Below are 17,848 nucleotides of genomic sequence, written 5' to 3'. Positions count from 1 at the left end.
TATTGTTAGACGCGATCCATCAATCTACTGAGAGCGACGTCAGCATGCTCGAGATCGTGACCCCCGGACTCGCTCCGGCCTACGTGCCGTACACCGACGGATGGGACCTGCAGCGGCGCACCCACGCCGCAGTGGTCGACGGCACCCGCCCCGACACCCTCATCCTCCTCGAGCACGAGGCCGTGTACACGGCCGGCAAGCGCACCGAACCGCAGGAGAGGCCGCAGGACGGCACCCCGGTGATCGATGTGGACCGCGGCGGGAAGATCACCTGGCACGGGCCCGGCCAGCTGGTCGGCTACCCGATCGTGCGGCTCCCCGAGCCCATGGACGTCGTCGCGCACGTTCGCCGTCTCGAGCGCATCCTCATCGATGTGCTCCGCCCGGTGGGGGTCGATGGATACCAGGTCGAAGGCCGGAGCGGCGTATGGGTCCGCCGCCCGCTGTCAGAGGACAAGGTCGCCGCGATCGGGGTGCGCGTGCAGCAGGGGGTCACGATGCACGGGTTCGCCGTCAACTGCAACAACAGCCTGTCAGGATTCCGCGGCATCATCCCCTGTGGGATCACCGATGCCGGCGTGACGACGGTGAGCGAGATCGTCGGTGCGGACATCTCCCCCGCCGACATCGCCGACTCCGTGTCCGCCGCCTTCCTTGCCGAATACGCACCCGCCGACCACGCAGGAGTTCCCGCATGACCGCTGCACCCGAGGGGCGAAAGCTCCTCCGCCTCGAGATCCGCAACGCCGAGACCCCCATCGAGCGCAAGCCCGAGTGGATCAAGACGAAGGCGAAGATGGGTCCCGAATACACCGCGCTCCACTCGTTGGTGAAGAGCGAGGATCTGCACACGGTCTGCCAGGAGGCCGGGTGCCCGAACATCTTCGAATGCTGGGAGGACCGCGAGGCGACCTTCCTCATCGGTGGTTCGCAGTGCACTCGTCGATGCGACTTCTGCCAGATCGACACGGGCAAGCCGGCTGCCTACGACACGGACGAGCCACGCCGGGTCGCCGAGAGCGTCGTGCGGATGAACCTCCGGTACGCGACCGTCACGAGCGTCGCCCGCGACGACCTGCCCGACACCGGCGCCTGGCTCAACGCCGAGACGGTGCGGAAGATCCATGAGCTGAACCCGAACACCGGGGTGGAGCTTCTCGCCAACGAGCACAACGCCGATCCTGCCTTCCTGGGCCAGATCTTCGACGCACGGCCCGAGGTGTTCGCCCACAATGTCGAGACCGTGCCGCGCATCTTCAAGCGCATCAGACCGGCATTCCGGTACGAGCGCTCGCTCGATGTGATCACCCAGGCCCGGAACGCCGGACTCATCACGAAGTCGAACCTCATCCTCGGAATGGGAGAAGAGCCCGAAGAGGTCGTCCAGGCGCTGAACGACCTGCACGATGCCGGCTGCGACATCATCACGATCACGCAGTACCTGCGCCCGTCTCCTCGCCACCTGCCGGTGTCGCGCTGGGTGAAGCCGTCGGAGTTCGTCGAGTTCAAGGAAGAGGCAGAGCGCATCGGCTTCCTCGGAGTGCTCGCCGGCCCGCTGGTGCGTTCGTCGTACCGCGCCGGCCGCCTGTGGGCTCAGTCCATGGTGTCGAAGGGACGCGAGATCCCGCCGCACCTCGCACACATCGCAGAGAGCGCGGACCTGGGATTCGCCCAGGCGGTCTGAGCGGCGACGCGGAGCAGGCGAACGCGCGTCAGTCGGCGCTCATGACCGACTGCACGGTGCCGTCGGACCCGAGGTTCACGAGCAGCACGTCGTCGGTCGTACCCTCGTCGAGTGCATACTCGAGCACCGCGAACGGCTCGGAGCCGCCGTGCTCGTCGGCCAGAATCGTCATGCTCATGAGTCTGAGCGAACGGATGATGTCGACTGCTGCGTCGCCGCTCACGTCGACCAGCACGTCCTCGAGCTCATCGCCGTATGCCTCCTGCTGCTGCAGGATGTACTCGGTCACTTCGCTGGTGCGATCGTCCACCTCCGCGAGCATCCCTCGCCTGGCCGTGCCATCGACGTTCTCCAGACCGGCGATCAGTGAGGCAGCGATGTCGAGCGCGTCCACGGACACGTCGTCCTGATCCGGAGCAGTCAGATCGACGGTGACGCTCTGATCACCGAGCTCGACGGTCTCGGACCAGAAGATCGAGCCGTCGGGCCCTGAGGACAGGAGTCCGAAGTAGTCGTGTTCGATCGCCATAACGCTATGAAACCAGCCTCGTGCTCGTGACGGTAGTCCTGTGTCAGCCGACCATGGAACGGACGAAGACATGTGGGGTGAATCCGGTGAGGTCGTCGATGCCCTCGCCCTGCCCCAGGAGCTTCACGGGGATCCCGGTGCGTTCTTGGACTGCGAGCACGAATCCGCCCTTGGCCGATCCGTCGAGCTTGGTGAGGACGAGGCCGGTGACTCCGGCGTGCTGCAGGAAGGCCTCTGCCTGCATCACACCGTTCTGGCCCGTCGTCGCATCGAGCACGAGCAGGACCTCGCTGATCGGCGCCTGCTTCTCGATGACCCGTCGGATCTTCGACAGCTCGTCCATGAGTCCGCCCTTGGTGTGCAGTCGGCCCGCGGTGTCGATGATCGCGATCTCGATCCCCTCCCGCTGCGCGTACTCGACAGTCTGGTACGCGACCGATGCCGGATCCTGCCCCTCCTGCTGCGGGCGCACGATGGCCGCTCCCCCACGCTGAGCCCAGGTCGCGAGCTGGTCGACCGCAGCCGCTCGGAAGGTGTCAGCTGCCCCGACCACCACACTGCGCTGGTATCCGCGGAGGAACTTGGTGAACTTGCCGATCGTCGTGGTCTTGCCCACGCCGTTCACACCGACGACGAGAACGACCGCGGGTCGTTCGGTGAGTGTGAGGGTCGTGTCGAACTTTGCGAAATGCTCCTCGAGAGTCTCTCGGAGCATCCGCTGGAGATCCTGAGGGTCGGTCGTGCGGTAGCGCTCGACCTTCTCTTTCAGCTCCTCCACGACTCGCTCACTGATGTCGGGACCGAAGTCGGCCGTGATGAGCGCCGTCTCGAGATCCTCCCAGGTCGTCTCATCGATCGTGGGCTTGACGAACATCCCGCGCAGAGCACGGGTGAGGGACCAGGACTTCTCCGCCATGCCTCCAGCCTACGGGTAGCATCCTGAGATCCCTCGCGGACACGTGCTCGGCCGGCCCCGTCAGAATGGAACCGCGTCACGCCGGCGGAGGAATACACAGTGTGACCAACGACAGCGACCTCATCTCTCGCTCCATCGCCGAGCCCGCACTGTTCGCGCAGATCTTCGAGCGCCATGCCGCCGCAGTCGGCGGATACACGCGACGCCGGATCGGGTTCGATGCCGTCGACGATGTCCTGAGCGAGACCTTCCTCGTGGCCTTCCGCAAGCGTGCATCCTTCCGCCGCGAGTCGGACTCGGCACGGCCCTGGCTGCTGGGCATCGCCACGCGTGTGATGCACCGGCACCGACGCGATGAGCAGCGAGTGTGGCGTGCGAGCGCGTCTGCGCAGGCCCAGCCCTCGAGTTCGCACGAGGAACGCTCCGACACCCGACTGGATGCTTCCCTGCCGTGCACGCACTCGGACCACGTATCGCTGCCCTCTCGTCACCGGGGCAATACCTGCGGGTGGAGACGACGATGGATCAGATCCTCACCGATGGGAGAATGCGCTCTCCCAGAACCTCCCGCCCGCGGACCTGCGGGCAGCGCTGCTCGGCGCTCTCGCCCGACTGCGCGAGGTCACCCTCGTCGCGGAAGACGGTGACCTCGCGACGATCCAACGCTCGAACGCCGACACGATGCAGCAGTTCGTGGTCGACACGCGAACCGGGATGCTGATCTCGATCATCGACCCGCCGCGACACCCGAGTCAGATCGTGCCCAGCGGGCTCCCCGACAGCATCCAGACGTTCCGGTTGTCGGTCGTGGACTCGGCACCGACACCGACACCCTGACAGTGCCCCGTTCGGGAAGACCGTCCATCGAGCGCGTCGCGCCACTCGTCGTTCACGCCGGCTCCGCGCCCGCCGTCAACTCGCGGCCGTGGCCCTGTCGCCCACTCGCTGCCCGACCACGGCCGAGACGCCGTCCTGGCGCATCGATACGCCGTAGAGGGCGTCCGCGATCTCCATCGTGCGCTTCTGATGAGTGATGACCAGCAGCTGAGAACTCTCTCGGAGCTGCTCGAACACGGTCAGCAGGCGCCCGAGATTCGCGTCGTCGAGTGCCGCCTCGACCTCGTCGAGGATGTAGAACGGACTGGGACGGGCCTTGAAGATGGCCACGAGCAGCGCGACCGCGGCGAGCGAGCGCTCTCCCCCCGACAGGAGAGACAACCGCTCGATCTTCTTTCCGACCGGACGCACCGAGACCTCGATGCCGGTGGTGAGCATGTTCTCGGGATCGGTGAGGGAGATGCTCCCCGATCCGCCGGGGAAGAGCAGCGGGAACACTTCGCCGAAGGCGACTCTCGTGTCTTCGAAGGCACTCGCGAAGATCGTCTGCATCCTCTCATCGAGGTCCGCGATGATCGTCAGAAGGTCCTGCCGCGTCTGCGTCAGGTCTGCGAGCTGTTCGGTGAGGAATGCATGCCGCTGCTCGAGTGCGGCGAACTCCTCGAGCGCCAGGGGGTTCACTCTGCCCAGTTGCGCGAGCTTGCGCTCGGCGTCGGCGAGACGCCGTTGCTGAATGCGTCTGTCGAACGGGATGGCGGTGTCGTCGGAATGCTCGTCGTCGGCGGCTCCCCCACTCGGATCGCGCGGCACGAGCTGGTCAGGGCCATATTCCGCAACGAGAATATCTTCGTCGAGCGCCAGCTCCGACGCCACTCGCTCCAGCAGGCTGTGCAGGTGGAGCTTCTTCTCATGGATCTGGAGCTCGAGCCCATGAACGCTCTCGGTGAGGCCCGCCAGCCTCTCGCGCAATGAGGTCTCCTGCGCGCGCAGCGCGATGAGCTCCTGATTCTGAGCCGACCGCGCGGCCTCCGCTTCGGCCAACGCCACCCGCGCCTCGGTGACCGAGCGATCGATCGAGTCGAGAATGCGCGGCAGTTCCTCGGCGACGGCTCCGGCGGCTTCGCGCTGTGCTCGTCGGATCACGGCACGACGGGCCGCCTCGGCAGCGGCATCACGTTCCTGCTCCCGCTGCCGTTCGAGTGCCACGACACGCGCCTGCGCCGCGCGCACGCGCTCACGCAGCGTCTCGATCTCGAGACGTGCTCGGATCTCGTTCTCTCGAGCCGTCTCGAGCGCTTGCAGCAGACCGTCTCGCGCCGAGGCATCCAGGACCGGACGCGGCGATGACACCGCGCTCTCGAGATCGTCCTTGGCCCTGGCCGCCTTCTCCTCGGCGTCGACCACCGCTGCCTGGGCCTGTGCGAGACCGGACTCCAGCCTCTCGCACTCGGCGACAGCCGACTCGTGGGTCACGGTGATGCGGTTGACGCGCTCTGCACGGCTGGCCAGCGCAGCGTCATGCTCTCGCAGTGCGCGCAGTGCGTCCTTCGCATGGCGACGCGACGACTCGACGGTCTCGTTCGCCTCGTCCCGCGCTTCTCGCAAGGAATCCACGATCACCTGCACCTCGGCGAGGCGCTCATCCGCCGCGTCCCGCTCGGCGGCGAGCTCGAGACGCGAGCGTTCTCCGCCCGACCCGGTGCGCAGCGTCTGAGCCGTGATCACATCGCCGGTCGTGGTCACGATGGTCGTGGTGGCATCGCCCGCTGCATCGAGAGCGGCCCGCGCCGCGCGGGCCGCATCGAGGCTGTCCGCGATGAGGACATGCGACAGGATCGCGAGCACCCCCTCGGGCGCGGTGACGGTATCGACGGCCGCGGTCACGCTGTCGAATCGCGGTACCTCTGCCGCCCCGCGCCCAGCGTCGGCGACGACGAAATCGACCACTCCACGACGCTCCGCGGCAGCCTCCGCGGCAAGATCGAAAGCGACCGAGGAACGCTCGACGAGCACTCCCTCGGCCAGGGGCCCGAGCACCGCCGCGATCGCCGCCTCGAAGCCCGCCCGCACCTGCACTGAATCGCCGACGAGGCCACGGATGCCTTCGCCACCTGCCGCGACGATCTCGGCCGCGCCGCCGGACACCGCGAGGGCGCTGCCGAGCGCAGCCGACTTCGCGATGAGCGAGTCGACCTCTCGTTCGGCGGCGTGCAAGCGCTCCCGGAGCGTCTCGCGCTCGGACTCAGCCGCCGTCGCCGCCCGCTGGGCACTCTCGTATGCGGCGGAGTGCTCGGCTGCCGTTCCCTCGGGCGCTTCGGCGTCGTCCATGGCCTCGAGAGCCTCGGCCGCCTCGCGGCGACGGATGTTCGCCGCCTCGAGCGCATTCTCCTGTCGCAAGACCGCGCCGCGCACCGCGGCGAGAGCCGATGCTGCGGCATCCGCGGCGCCACGAAGCGAGCTGAGCCGCATGTCGTATTCCGATACCAGCGCACTCTGCTCCGCGATATCGACGTCGAGCGTGTCGAGTTCAGCCCGTGCGTGGACGACTTCGCGGCTCGCCACGCTCGCGGCATCCTGCGCGTCGCCGAGCCCTGCGGAGATCTCGGTGATCTCATCCTTCGCCTCGTCGATCGCGCCCTGAGTCACGGTCACCGCCGTCACGGCGGCATCGTCCGCTTCGGAGCCGAGCAGAGCGAGTCGCTGGTTCGCCAGGGTGTAAAGCCCCCGCATGCGCTCCTGCACCTGCTCGAGGCCGAAGGCGATGCCGCGCGCCTGATCCACCGCGGCAGAGTTCTGGTCCTGCTCCAGCCGGGTGATGTCGGCGCGGACCGCCTCGGCGTGATCGCTCAGCACCAGTCGCTCCGTGTGCCGCTCGTGCTCGGTGCGAGTGTGGTCGGCCAGAGCCGTTCGCAGGGCCACGACGTCATCGGCGAAGATGCGCGCCTTGGCGTCACGGACGACTGCAGCGATGGTCTGAGCCTCGCGCGCGATCTCCGCCTGTCTGCCCAAGGGCTTCAACTGCCGCCGGATCTCGCCGGCGAGATCGCTCAGGCGCGTGAGGTTCGTCTCCATCGCGTCGAGCTTGCGAATGGTCTTCTCCTTGCGGCGGCGATGCTTCAGGATCCCCGCGGCCTCTTCGATGAAACCTCGACGATCCTCGGGGGATGCCTGCAGCACGGTGTCGAGACGCCCCTGCCCCACGATCACGTGCATCTCACGTCCGAGACCGGAATCGCTCAACAGCTCCTGCACGTCGAGCAGGCGACAGTTCTCGCCGTTGATCGCGTACTCGCTGGAACCGCTGCGGAAGAGAGTCCTGCTGATCGTGACCTCGGCGTAGTCGATGGGCAACGCGCCATCGCTGTTGTCGATCGTCAGCTGCACCTCTGCGCGACCCAGGGGCCCACGGGTCGAGGTGCCCGCGAAGATGACGTCCTCCATCTTGCCGCCGCGGAGTGTCTTGGCGCCCTGCTCGCCCATGACCCAGGCAAGCGCGTCGACGACATTGGATTTGCCCGATCCGTTCGGACCGACGATGCATGTGACACCCGGCTCGAAGACGAAGCTGGTCGGCTGCGCGAAGGACTTGAACCCCTTGAGGGTCAGGCTCTTCAGATGCATGCGCGTGCCGCATTTCGGGGGTGAATCACGCCCATACGCTACCGGAATGACCGCTCAGAATCGGCATCCCGCGCGGGTTCGGAGCGAACGCGAGTCCGGTGCGACACGCCGATCCGCGCAGGGGGTGCTTGACGGACACGCCCGGGATTCGCTACCGTAACCTCCGGATCGCCACACGAAAGGAGGTTACCGATGATCACTCAGCTCACTGCTCAGGCCACTGGCCTCGCCGCGCCATTCGCGCCGCGCCTTGCGCACTCGGTAACCGCCGGCGTCCGTCGAAGCGCTCTCTCGTAGACACGCAGCCCGAGAACTCTGCCCCGCATCTCGCACCGGTCCACGACCTGTGACGGGGCCCCTCGTTCGCTCTTCTCCGCGCGCCCCCGCCTGATCCACTCCGGATCACGGATCTCTGCCGACCCCGGCCTTCGCCTCCCGGCGCCCGGGCTCTCGACTCTCGTCGCGCTCCGTCGGCCGCCCCCGCGGCGCCGCACGGCAGCGCTCTCGCATCACTCATCAGTCATCTCGAAGGAATCATCGTGAACACCACGCTGCATCACAGCACCACCCACCCTCCGGATACCGAGGACCAGCAGGTCCTCCACATCCCCGCCCCCGAGGAGCTCCGTCGCCTCGCACTGACAGATCGCATCTCCCTCAGGATCGGCCTCTGGCTGCTTCAGAGGGCACAGCGTCCGCGTCGTACGTACCGGGCCGCCACTCTCGAGGCAGATGCCCTGCATCTCTACGGTCGGAATCGCTCGCCGCTCGAGGAGCGAGCGCTTCTCACCTACGACCTGCAGCGTCAGCTGCGCTGATCTGGAGATCACAATGAGCATTCCGCTCACCGCCGATGCGTCGCTGCATCCGCTCGTGCTGCCGGCACGGGCGGATGCAGCGGACGCCGCCGAGTTCCGCGAGCTCGCCCGGGTGCGCAACGAGGTCTATCGGGAACTCACCGGGCGCACCGAACAGGATCTGACCCCTGCGGCCCTGCTCCCAATCCTGCGCTCGCGCAAGGAGCGCACGACCGCAGTGTGGGCGGTGCGAGTCTCGGACGAGATCGTCGGTCGCGCCGTCATCGACATCCCCCACGAGGAGGGTTCACGGGTGGCCATTGCCTCGATCGAGCTCCACCCGCGTGTGTGGAGCCGGGGAATCGGAACCGCGGTCCTGCCACACGTCGAGTCCTTCGCCAGGCTGCACGGCCGCTCGGTCATACAGAACTGGGCGGAGCAGCAGGCGAGCGACGGCCCGCGGCTGGAGGCGAGGACCGGGTTCGGCAGCGTGCCCGACGACCATGTCGCGCGGTTCCTCGTCCGCCACGGATTCAGCCTCGAGCAGGTCTACCGTGTAAGCCGCCTCGAGGTCTCCCCCTCAGTGCTCGAACGCGTCACCGCCCTGCGCGCCGACGCGCTCGGGCCCTCTGACGAGTATCGCGTTCTCAGTTGGATGCTGCCGACCCCCTCGGAGCATCTCGAGGGCTACGCGTGGCTCAAGTCGCGGATGTCGACCGATGCGCCATCGGCGGATCTGGAGACCGACGAGGAGCTCTGGGACGCCGAGCGCCTGATCGCCTCGGAGAAGCGCATCCAGGAGATGGGTCAGACGGTGCAGGTCACGGTGGCGCAGCACATCGGAACCTCCGAACTCACCGCTTTCACCGAGCTCGGCATCGGGCCCGATCCGGCCCTGACCACGCACCAGCACGACACCCTCGTGCTGAAAGAGCATCGTGGGCACCGCTTGGGACAGCTCGTGAAATGCGAAGCGCTCCTGTCGTGGGCTGAGGCGTTCCCCGCCTCGGCCGAGGTGATCACATACAACGCCGAAGAGAACCGGCCGATGCTCTCGATCAACGAAGCCATGGGCTTCACCGCCATCGCCTACGAGGGCGCCTGGAAGAAGGTACTGACATGACGACGATCGCTCCGACGATCACCCCACTATCCGTCCCGGCCTCGCTCGACGACGACGATGCGTCGGACTTCCGGGCTTACGGAGACCTGAACCGGCTCATCTGCGATGAAGCGGTCGGCCTCCCCGACCTCGCCCCCGACACGACGCAGCTGCTCGCATCCTGGCAGGACCCGACCGACACCCTGAGCGTCGGGTTCGTAGCGAGGGACGGCGATGAGATCGTGGGCATGATCACCATCGCCTACCCCCAGGAGGAAGACGCGCAGGCGGCGGAGATCGATCTGATGGTGCCTGCGCGGCACTGGGGTCGCGGCGTCGAGGATGCCCTGCTCACCCTCGCCGAGTCCGAGGCGCGCGCCTACGGTCGCTCGCTCGTGCAGACCTGGACGCTGCATCGCCCCATCGAGACCGACCACATGATCACTCCGAGGACGGGTTGGGGGCGTGTGCCGGCGACGGCCCTGTCTGAGGCCGTCGTGGCTCGCGGCTACGAGTTCGAGCAGGTGGAGCGCAACAGCGAATTCGACCTGCGCGCAGATCCGGCGCCATTGCACGCGGCACTGGATGATGCGAGGGCGGCAGCCGGACCCGATTATCGAGTGGTGCAGTGGATGGCTCCGATACCGGCGAACCGTCGCGACGGCTATGCCGCGATCCTGGCCCGGCTGTCGACCGACGCGCCGAGCGGCGACATGGACTTCGTCGCCGAGGTCTGGGACGCAGACCGGGTCGTCCGACGTGAACGACGACTCACGAGTGCAGGTCAAGCGCTCTCGATCGTGGTGGTGGAGCACATTCCGAGCGACACCATCGTCGCGTACAACGAGCTCCTCATCGGTGCGGACCGTTCGAGCGTCACTCACCAGCTGGGCACACTCGTCGCGCGCGAGCACCGCGGGCATCGCCTCGGCATCATCGTCAAGTGCACGAATCTGCTGTATTGGAGAGAATCCATGCCGTTGTCGCCTGCAGTATCGACCTTCAACGCGGAGGAGAACCGACCGATGCTCGACATCAACGAAGCGGTGGGTTTCGCGCCTGTGTCGTACGCGGGAGCGTGGCAGAAGCGTCTCTGACGGATCATCCGCGCGGTGTACTGCGGCCACGTCGGATCATACGTGCGAGCGATGCGCGGATCCGGTCGGTGCGGCGAGGCTGGGTTCATGAAGACACCCGTGATCGAAGCCCGGTCCCTCACCAAGTCCTACGGAACCACCCGCGCCCTCTCCGCGGTCGATCTGACGGTCGACCGCGGAGAGTCCGTGGCGATCATGGGCGCCTCGGGCTCGGGGAAGACGACACTGCTGCACGTGCTCGCGGGCATCGTCCCGCCGGACTCCGGCAGCGTCAGCTTTCAGCCTTCGACGGGTGCTCCTGTCGACGTCACTGGTCTTGCCGAAGGGCCTCGATCACGGCTTCGTCGGGAACGATTCGGGTTCGTCTTCCAGCAGGGGCTTCTGATCCCCGAGCTCACCGCCGTCGAGAACATCGCCCTGGCCGCGATGATCGACGGGATGACGCGAGCGGACGCTGTCGCGCACGCGGCTTCCTGGATGGGAGCGCTCGGGCTCGGTGGGTTGGAAGAGCGTCGGATCGGCGAGTTGTCCGGGGGCCAGGCTCAGCGTGTCGCGATCGCGCGGGCGCAGGTCACCGGAGCGGAGCTCGTGTTCGCGGACGAGCCCACGGGAGCTCTCGACTCACGGACCTCGTACGAGGTGATGGACGCCCTCCTCTGGTCCACGACCGGTCAGGGACGCACACTGCTCGTCGTCACGCATGACTCCGATGTGGCCGCACGATGCTCGCGCGTCGTGGCCGTCCGTGACGGTCGGATCCACGCGAATGAGGTGTCCGCGTGAACACGCAGACTCTCGCACTTCTTCTTCGTCCGGCCAAGAACCGGAGTTCAGTGCTGGCGCTACCCGTCTCGGCCTTCGCTGTCGTCACCGCTCTCGTGCTGACTGTGGTCGGCGGAGCCCAGGCCCTCTGGTCCTGGTCTGATGCTGAGGCTCCCATCTATCACGCACTGGCCGCCATCGCGCTCGTGCTTCTGGTCGTGCCGCTGGCGAATCTGGGCGGTGCCGCGGCACGTCTCTCCGCTCGTCGACGCGATGAGCTCCTCTCCACTCTGCGCCTGTTGGGAGTGACCCCCGCCGGCGTCAGCGTCGTGACGGTCGCCGAGTCCGTGCTGGTCGCGTCTTCCGGTGCCGTCTTCGGAGTGCTCGGCTATCTGGTGATCTCGCCGCTGATCGGAATGATTCCGTTCCGCGGCGCTGCGCTCGGTCTCGACGCCGTCCTGCTCTCGCCGCTGAGCGTTGCCGGCGTCATGCTGGTCATCGTTCTCATCTCGGCACTCAGCGCGGCACTCGGCCTGCGCAGGGTGATCGTCTCTCCGCTCGGCGTGCGTCTGCGAGCTGCGGCGTCGCCTGTGCGCTGGGTCCGCGCGCTCGTGGGGGTCGCCGCCCTCGGAGGCATATTCGCGGTCATCGCCGTCTTCCCCGCGGTCGCGGGGCTCACCCTCACGATCGTCGTGCTCGCCTCATCGTTCGGGCTCGCTCTCGCCGTGCTCAACCTCATCGGCCCCTGGGTCGTGAAGATCGGGGCCTCCCATCAGCTGCGCCGCGCGCAGAAGCCTGCCGGGCTTCTCGCCGCACGAATCGTTCTCGACTCGCCGAAGGCCGCGTGGCGCCAGGTGAGCGGCGTCGCGATGACGAGCTTCGTCGCAGTATTCGCGGGGACCGGAGTATCGATCCTCTCCGTGATGTCGGAGGGCGACCCGAACCCCGCAGAAGCGGCTTTGGCCACCGACATCCGCACAGGTCTCGTCATCACGCTCGTCGCGTCGTTCCTGATGGTCGCGGCATCCGTCGGAATCAATCAGGCGGCTGCTGTGCTCGACGAGCGCGAACTGCATATCAGTCTTCACCGACTCGGAATGCCCCTCGCGACGGTGGACATGGCGCGCCGACGGGCGATCATGTCGCCGCTGCTGACGGTATCGCTCGGGTCGGCGGCCTGCGCGGGAATCCTGGTCTTCCCGCTCCTCGGACTCGCGTCGATCGTGGCACCCGCATCGCCGCTCACGATCGGCGTCGTACTCATGATCGGTATCGGCATCGTCTGGGCGAGCGCTCAGACGACCAGACCGCTGCTCGCCCGTGCCTTCCGCGACGCGTGACGCCCCGTCAGCGACGCCGCTGACAGCGCGGGCAGAAGTGGCTCGAGCGATTCATGAACGCTTCGCGGCGGATCAGAGTCCCGCAGCGCGGACAGGGCTGCCCGCCGCGCCCGTACGCGTTGAGTGAATGCGCGAAGTACCCGGCCTGCCCATTCACGTTCACGTACTGTGCGTCGAAGCTCGTGCCGCCTTCGGCGAGGGCCTTTGCGAGCACCGAGCGGATCTCGGCGAGCAGGTACACGACGGCCCGGGTCGAGAGCGCATTCGCCGGCGTCTCGGGATGGATCCGGGCTGCCCACAGCGACTCGTCGGCGTAGATGTTGCCCACGCCGCTGATGATCTGCTGGTCGAGCAGCACTCGCTTGATCGCACTGCCGCGCCGGTGCAGCGAGTGCCGGAACACGGCGTCGTCGAAGAACGGGTCCAGCGGGTCGCGGGCGATGTGCGCGACCTGTGTGGGGATCCGCGACGGCCCGTCGGCCACGAGGTGATCCACCGCGAGCGAACCGAAGGTCCGCTGATCGGCGAACACCACGGCGAGCTCCCCGTGCACCGGATGCTCGATGTTCACGCGGATCCGCTCGTGGCGCTCGGCGTCGGCATCCGGGCGACGGAGCAGCATCTGACCGCTCATGCCGAGGTGTGCGATGAGAGCGGAGCTCCCGTCGTCGAGCGGCAGCCAGAGGAACTTGCCACGACGCATCGCCTCGATGAAGGTGCGGCCTTCGAGGCGGCTGATGAAGTCCCCTGCTCCAGCGGCGTGTCGAGTGAGGGCCCGTTCATCGAACACGCTGACCGCTGTGATGACCGACCCGGTCGTTGCCGGTGCGAGTCCGGCCCGCACGACCTCGACCTCTGGGAGCTCAGGCACGTTCGTCGAGATAGCGCCACGCGCTGAGCGCGGCAGCCATCTCCGCAGTCTTCTTGCTGCTGCCCTTGCCCGTCATCGCCAGCTCGCCGACGACCACTGTCGCCGTGAAACGGCGATCGTGATCGGGTCCGCTCGCCTCGATCGAGTACTGCGGCGGCGTGGACCCCATCTTCGCGGCCAGCTCCTGCAGACTCGTCTTCGGATCCATCGCGGCTCCGTAGCGCTCGGGATCTGCAAGCAGCGGCGCCGTCAGACGGAGCACGAGCTCGGTCGCAGCCTCTGGGCCCGCCGAGAGATAGGTGGCGCCGATCACCGCTTCCATCGTGTCGGCGAGGATCGAGTCCTTGTCGCGACCGCCCGTCTGCTCTTCGCCTCGTCCGAGACGAAGGTGGCGCCCGAGGTCGATGCCGCGTGCGACCTCGGCGAGTGCCACCGTGGAGACGACGCTCGCGCGCCGCTTGGCCAGCGATCCCTCGTCGAGCTCAGGATGGGTCGTGAACAGCATCACCGTCACTGCTTGCCCGAGAACGGAATCACCGAGGAACTCGAGTCGCTCGTTATGCGGGATCGCGCCGTGCTCGTACGCGTACGAACGATGTGTGAGCGCCAACTCGAGAAGCTCCGCGTCGATGTCGACGCGGAGCTTCTCGGCGAGAGGTCTCGACGCTCCGTCGGCCTCGGTCACAACCGTGATGTCGCGACTCAGACGTCGGCGACCTTGCGGCCCTTGTACTCGAGGAACAGCTCGGTGCCCTGCGAGTCGGTGACGACCTTCGCCTGGTGGGGACGGCTGTAGACGGCCTTGCCGTTCTCGATGGTCTTGACGAGAGCGATGGGCGCCGCCTTCCACTGCGCGCGACGCGAGCGGGTGTTGGAACGGGATACCTTGCGCTTCGGGGGGTTACCAGCCATGACTAGCTCTCTTCTTTCTCGGCGGCACGAGGTTCTTCCGTGCCGTCTTGGTCTGTGATCTTCTGGAGCGCACTCCACCGAGGATCGATGGGAGCTGCCCGCTCCGTGCCGGCCTTCTCTGTCAACCTCTCGCCCGTCTCCGGGTCGAGCCCGGGGCAATCCGGCTGACACACCGGCTGAAATGGAAGCGACAACACGGCCGCATCCCTGACTAGAGTTTCAAGATCCACGTGGTCGTCTTGAACCTCGAAGTCAGTTTCTTCCTCACCAGGATACGCGAAAAGCTCCTGGAACTCGACTTCGACGGGCCGAGTGATGTCGATGAGGCACCGGCCGCACACGCCGGAGTACTCCGCATCGACGTTTCCCGACACGAGAATGCCCTCGTGCACGGACTCCAGACGCACATCGAGATCGAGTTCGGACCCGGCCTCGTAGGAGACGATCCCCTCTCCCCAGGCCTCGGGCAGTGTCACCGTGAACTCATGCTCACGCATCTCGCCCGGCTTGCGGACGATGTCGCGGACGGGGAGGACGAAGGGGCCATTGAGTCGGGAACGCACCCCGCAATGGTATCGGCTCTCCGGCCTCCGGGGCTGGTTCCGAGCTGAGCGCGACAGGCGCGAGTGCGCTCAGATGCCGCGAGACCCGGTGTCGAGGAAGGCGGCCACGGCACGCGGTACGAACGGCGAGATATCGCCACCCAGGCCTGCCACCTGGCGCACGAGAGAGCTCGACACGAGCGCATGCGCGGGATCGGGAAGCAGGAAGACCGTCTCGATATCGGCGAGATGGCGGTTCACGATGGCCATCGGCGATTCGTACGCGACGTCGATCTGCGATCGGATCCCCTTGACCAGTACACCCGCTCCGACATCGCGTGCGTAATCGACGAGGAGGCCCATGCTCCACGACCCGATCACGACGTTGCCGTCCAGACCCTCTTCGGCGATCGACTGCTCGAGCAGCGTCATGCGCTGCGCGATCGGAAGCATCGCCTCCTTGCCGGGATTGTGCACGACCAGCACATGAAGCTCGTCGTACAGATTCGCCGCGCGACGGATCACGTCGAGGTGACCCAGGGTCGGCGGATCGAACGAACCCGGGACGACGGCGATCCGACTGCTCATGCGAACAGCCTAAAGCACACGCTGAGCAGCTCAGTTCTTGGCCAGCGCTGCGCGGTCGTCATCGGTGACACGTCGTGCGATGGCAGATCTCAGTCCGTCGTTGCTCTCGAGCTCTGGGTCTTCGCCCAGGATGACCTCTGCGAGCTCGCGAGCTCTGACGATCAGGTGCGAGTCCTTGACGACGCGGAGCAGCTTGAGCGACGAACGCACTCCCGCCTGCGCAGCCCCGAGCACGTCTCCTTCTCCGCGCAGCTCCAGATCGACTTCGGCCAGCGCGAATCCGTCGAGAGTCGCGGCGACCGCATCGACGCGTTCCCGTGCGACGGACCCCTCTTCCGCCTCCGTCACGAGGAGGCACAGGCCCGGCACACCTCCTCGACCGACGCGACCGCGCAGCTGGTGCAACTGCGACACACCGAATCGGTCGGCGTCGAGGACGATCATGGTCGAAGCGTTCGGCACATCGACGCCGACCTCGATCACGGTCGTCGCCAGGAGGAGATCGATCTCGCCGCGCGCGAACGCCTGCATGACCGCATCCTTCTCGTCCGACGGCATCCGCCCGTGCAGCACTGCGCGCCGCAGCCCGCCCAGAGTCGGATGCGTCGAGAGCGCTTCGTCGAGCTGCACCACTCCCCACCGTGGACCCGAGGCGCCCTCGGCGGACGCTCCCTCCGGCGACGGCGCCGGGAGCGCGCCTGCCTCCGCGGTCTTCTTGGTCGTATCGATCGCGGCGCACACCGCGAAGACCTGTCGCCCCTGAGCGATCTCCTCTGCGGCCCGCTCCCAGACGCGGTTGAACCAGCCCGGATGCTCGGCGAGGGGTGCCACGAACGACTCGATCCCTGCGCGCCCCTTCGGCATGGTGCGGATCACAGAGGTGTCGAGGTCGCCGAAGACGGTCATCGCGACCGTCCGCGGAATAGGAGTCGCAGTCAGCACCAGAGCATGCGGGCTCGATCCCTTGGCGCGAAGGGCCTCGCGCTGCTCCACACCGAATCGGTGCTGCTCATCGACGACCACGAGGCCGAGGTCGGCGAACGTCGTCTTCTCGCCGAGGAGCGCATGCGTCCCGACGACGATGAGCGCCTGCCCCGAGGCCACGCGGAGCGCCGCCTTACGACGTTCGGCCGCAGGCATCTGCCCCGTCAACAGGGTCGGCATCACCAGCGGCGCGAGCTGGGGACCGAGCATCTTCGTGATCGAACGGAGGTGCTGGCCGGCGAGGACCTCGGTCGGGGCGATCAGCGCAGACTGTCCGCCCGACTCCGCCACCTGGAGCATCGCTCGCAACGCCACCAGCGTCTTGCCCGAGCCGACTTCGCCCTGCACCAAGCGATTCATCGGCCAGGATCCGACGAGGTCGGTCGCGACCTGCTCTCCCACGGTCTGCTGATCGGGAGTCAGAGAGTACGGCAGGCTCGCGTCGAAGCGCTCGAGCAGCCCTCCGGGCTTCGACGGCCGCGTCGTAGCCGCGAGGGACCGCACGGCGGCACGCTGCTGGAGCAGTGCCGTCTGCAGCGTCAGCGCCTCGTGCATGCGGAGCGTTCGCACAGCGGGATCGATGTCGTTGCGGGTCTTCGGACGATGGATCTGCTCGAGCGCCGCACGGGCGGTGAGGAGCTCTTCACGCGCACGCACATCGTCGGCGAGCGGCTCAGGCACGTCTTCGACCGCGTCCAGCACACGTCCGACGAACTTCGCGATCTGCCAGGTCTGCACGCTCGCGGTGGCGGGATAGATCGGGATCAGGACCGCGGCCCGCGCATCGGCTCGACGACGGGCCGCATCTTCGTCGTCGAACAGCTCGTACTCGGGGTGCGCGAACTGCGTGACACCGTTGAACTCACCCACCTTGCCGGAGAAGACCCCGCGACGGCCGACTGCGAGCTCTTCGGAGCGCCACCTGGCCGCCCCCAGGTTCTTCGCGAAGAACGTCAGCGACACCTTGCCGATGCCGTCGCCGATGACCACATCGGCCATCGCGCCGCGCCTGTTGCGCATGGCGCGCGCGCTCGAGGACAGGACCTCCGCGACGATGGTGACGGTCTCGCCGAGCGGCAGCTCCCGGATCGGTGTCAGCTCGCCGGGATCGGCATAGCGCCGGGGGTAGTGCGAGAGCAGATCGCCGACCGACTTCATTCCGAACGCCCGATCGAGCGTCTTCGCCGGGGTCGCCCCGAGTGCCTCCTCCAGGGACGAATCGAGCGTGAGCGACATGCTCCGAGTCTAGAAGGCGGCGCCGACACC

At 67.1% G+C, this 17,848-nt stretch carries 17 protein-coding genes and 1 pseudogene; 9 read left to right on the top strand and 9 right to left on the bottom strand.

From position 1 onward, the window contains the following. Positions 1-14 precede the first annotated feature (14 nt). Positions 15-698 carry a lipoyl(octanoyl) transferase LipB gene (lipB, locus tag AC3WS6_RS10070; RefSeq protein WP_492501481.1) on the top strand — a complete coding sequence of 228 codons (684 nt, stop codon included), beginning with the start codon at positions 15-17 and terminating at the stop codon, positions 696-698. Next, complete coding sequence (lipA, locus tag AC3WS6_RS10065; RefSeq protein WP_492500883.1) at positions 695-1,684, top strand: lipoyl synthase; 990 nt, start codon at positions 695-697, stop codon at positions 1,682-1,684. The genes lipB and lipA overlap by 4 nt, the downstream gene beginning before the upstream one ends. A gap of 28 nt (positions 1,685-1,712) precedes the next feature. On the opposite strand, the gene AC3WS6_RS10060 is transcribed toward lipA, so the two are convergent. Then, positions 1,713-2,213 carry a DUF2004 domain-containing protein gene (locus tag AC3WS6_RS10060; protein WP_492500882.1) on the bottom strand — a complete coding sequence of 167 codons (501 nt, stop codon included), beginning with the start codon at positions 2,211-2,213 and terminating at the stop codon, positions 1,713-1,715. Positions 2,214-2,256: 43 nt separating this feature from the next. Further along, complete coding sequence (gene ftsY / locus AC3WS6_RS10055) at positions 2,257-3,129, bottom strand: signal recognition particle-docking protein FtsY (RefSeq protein WP_492500881.1); 873 nt, start codon at positions 3,127-3,129, stop codon at positions 2,257-2,259. Between the two features lie 65 nt (positions 3,130-3,194). Between ftsY and AC3WS6_RS10050 the strand changes: the two are divergent. Next, a pseudogene (locus AC3WS6_RS10050) lies at positions 3,195-3,482 on the top strand (RNA polymerase sigma factor); the annotation flags it as partial. Positions 3,483-3,567: 85 nt separating this feature from the next. Next, entirely contained in the window at positions 3,568-3,966 is a 399-nt protein-coding gene (locus tag AC3WS6_RS10045) for a hypothetical protein (RefSeq protein ID WP_492501501.1), read from the top strand. 75 nt (positions 3,967-4,041) lie between these two features. Here the strand turns inward: AC3WS6_RS10045 and smc are convergent, their stop codons facing one another. After that, positions 4,042-7,587 carry a chromosome segregation protein SMC gene (gene smc / locus AC3WS6_RS10040; RefSeq protein WP_492500880.1) on the bottom strand — a complete coding sequence of 1,182 codons (3,546 nt, stop codon included), beginning with the start codon at positions 7,585-7,587 and terminating at the stop codon, positions 4,042-4,044. A gap of 539 nt (positions 7,588-8,126) precedes the next feature. Here smc and AC3WS6_RS10035 point away from each other — a divergent pair. From AC3WS6_RS10035 to AC3WS6_RS10015, 5 genes are all read left to right on the top strand, one after another. Next, positions 8,127-8,405: a hypothetical protein gene (locus AC3WS6_RS10035; RefSeq protein WP_492500879.1), complete on the top strand. Its 279-nt coding sequence runs from the start codon at positions 8,127-8,129 to the stop codon at positions 8,403-8,405. A 13-nt stretch (positions 8,406-8,418) separates the two neighbouring features. Further along, on the top strand, positions 8,419-9,507 hold the full coding sequence (locus tag AC3WS6_RS10030) for a GNAT family N-acetyltransferase (protein ID WP_492500877.1): 1,089 nt from the start codon (positions 8,419-8,421) through the stop codon (positions 9,505-9,507). After that, the gene (locus AC3WS6_RS10025; RefSeq protein ID WP_492500876.1) at positions 9,504-10,583 is read left to right on the top strand and encodes a GNAT family N-acetyltransferase; all 1,080 of its coding nucleotides are present in this window, start codon (positions 9,504-9,506) and stop codon (positions 10,581-10,583) included. The genes AC3WS6_RS10030 and AC3WS6_RS10025 overlap by 4 nt, the downstream gene beginning before the upstream one ends. Before the next feature lie 87 nt (positions 10,584-10,670). Then, on the top strand, positions 10,671-11,366 hold the full coding sequence (locus AC3WS6_RS10020; protein ID WP_492500875.1) for an ABC transporter ATP-binding protein: 696 nt from the start codon (positions 10,671-10,673) through the stop codon (positions 11,364-11,366). Continuing rightward, on the top strand, positions 11,363-12,685 hold the full coding sequence (locus AC3WS6_RS10015; RefSeq protein ID WP_492500874.1) for an FtsX-like permease family protein: 1,323 nt from the start codon (positions 11,363-11,365) through the stop codon (positions 12,683-12,685). The genes AC3WS6_RS10020 and AC3WS6_RS10015 overlap by 4 nt, the downstream gene beginning before the upstream one ends. Before the next feature lie 7 nt (positions 12,686-12,692). On the opposite strand, the gene mutM is transcribed toward AC3WS6_RS10015, so the two are convergent. From mutM to AC3WS6_RS09985, 6 genes are all read right to left on the bottom strand, one after another. Next, a complete protein-coding gene (gene mutM, locus AC3WS6_RS10010) occupies positions 12,693-13,556 on the bottom strand; it encodes a bifunctional DNA-formamidopyrimidine glycosylase/DNA-(apurinic or apyrimidinic site) lyase (RefSeq protein WP_492500873.1) in 864 nt (287 codons plus the stop codon). Further along, on the bottom strand, positions 13,549-14,241 hold the full coding sequence (rnc, locus tag AC3WS6_RS10005) for a ribonuclease III (RefSeq protein WP_492500872.1): 693 nt from the start codon (positions 14,239-14,241) through the stop codon (positions 13,549-13,551). Before rnc ends, mutM begins: the two co-directional genes overlap by 8 nt. Before the next feature lie 17 nt (positions 14,242-14,258). Next, a complete protein-coding gene (gene rpmF, locus AC3WS6_RS10000; RefSeq protein ID WP_314841597.1) occupies positions 14,259-14,468 on the bottom strand; it encodes a 50S ribosomal protein L32 in 210 nt (69 codons plus the stop codon). Between the two features lie 2 nt (positions 14,469-14,470). Continuing rightward, entirely contained in the window at positions 14,471-14,965 is a 495-nt protein-coding gene (locus tag AC3WS6_RS09995) for a YceD family protein (RefSeq protein ID WP_492501480.1), read from the bottom strand. Between the two features lie 135 nt (positions 14,966-15,100). Then, positions 15,101-15,598, bottom strand: coding sequence for a pantetheine-phosphate adenylyltransferase (coaD, locus tag AC3WS6_RS09990; protein WP_492500871.1), 498 nt, complete (start codon positions 15,596-15,598; stop codon positions 15,101-15,103). Positions 15,599-15,628: 30 nt separating this feature from the next. Continuing rightward, positions 15,629-17,818, bottom strand: a complete 2,190-nt coding sequence (locus AC3WS6_RS09985) for an ATP-dependent DNA helicase RecG (protein WP_492500870.1) — start codon at positions 17,816-17,818, stop codon at positions 15,629-15,631. Between the last annotated feature and the right edge of the window lie 30 nt (positions 17,819-17,848).

This window comes from Microbacterium sp. EB106-03-03-XG65, from assembly GCF_058791955.1.
Note: the sequence above shows the minus strand (reverse complement) of the source record. Positions and strands in the feature narration are given on the sequence as shown.

Coding starts and splice junctions, on each gene's coding strand:
- lipA (WP_492500883.1), top strand. CDS start 695: ATGACCGCTGCACCCGAGGGGCGAAAGCTCCTCCGCCTCGAGATCCGC.
- AC3WS6_RS10060 (WP_492500882.1), bottom strand. CDS start 2,213: ATGGCGATCGAACACGACTACTTCGGACTCCTGTCCTCAGGGCCCGAC.
- ftsY (WP_492500881.1), bottom strand. CDS start 3,129: ATGGCGGAGAAGTCCTGGTCCCTCACCCGTGCTCTGCGCGGGATGTTC.
- AC3WS6_RS10045 (WP_492501501.1), top strand. CDS start 3,568: ATGCTTCCCTGCCGTGCACGCACTCGGACCACGTATCGCTGCCCTCTC.
- smc (WP_492500880.1), bottom strand. CDS start 7,587: ATGCATCTGAAGAGCCTGACCCTCAAGGGGTTCAAGTCCTTCGCGCAG.
- AC3WS6_RS10030 (WP_492500877.1), top strand. CDS start 8,419: ATGAGCATTCCGCTCACCGCCGATGCGTCGCTGCATCCGCTCGTGCTG.
- AC3WS6_RS10025 (WP_492500876.1), top strand. CDS start 9,504: ATGACGACGATCGCTCCGACGATCACCCCACTATCCGTCCCGGCCTCG.
- AC3WS6_RS10020 (WP_492500875.1), top strand. CDS start 10,671: ATGAAGACACCCGTGATCGAAGCCCGGTCCCTCACCAAGTCCTACGGA.
- rpmF (WP_314841597.1), bottom strand. CDS start 14,468: ATGGCTGGTAACCCCCCGAAGCGCAAGGTATCCCGTTCCAACACCCGC.
- AC3WS6_RS09995 (WP_492501480.1), bottom strand. CDS start 14,965: ATGCGTGAGCATGAGTTCACGGTGACACTGCCCGAGGCCTGGGGAGAG.
- coaD (WP_492500871.1), bottom strand. CDS start 15,598: ATGAGCAGTCGGATCGCCGTCGTCCCGGGTTCGTTCGATCCGCCGACC.
- AC3WS6_RS09985 (WP_492500870.1), bottom strand. CDS start 17,818: ATGTCGCTCACGCTCGATTCGTCCCTGGAGGAGGCACTCGGGGCGACC.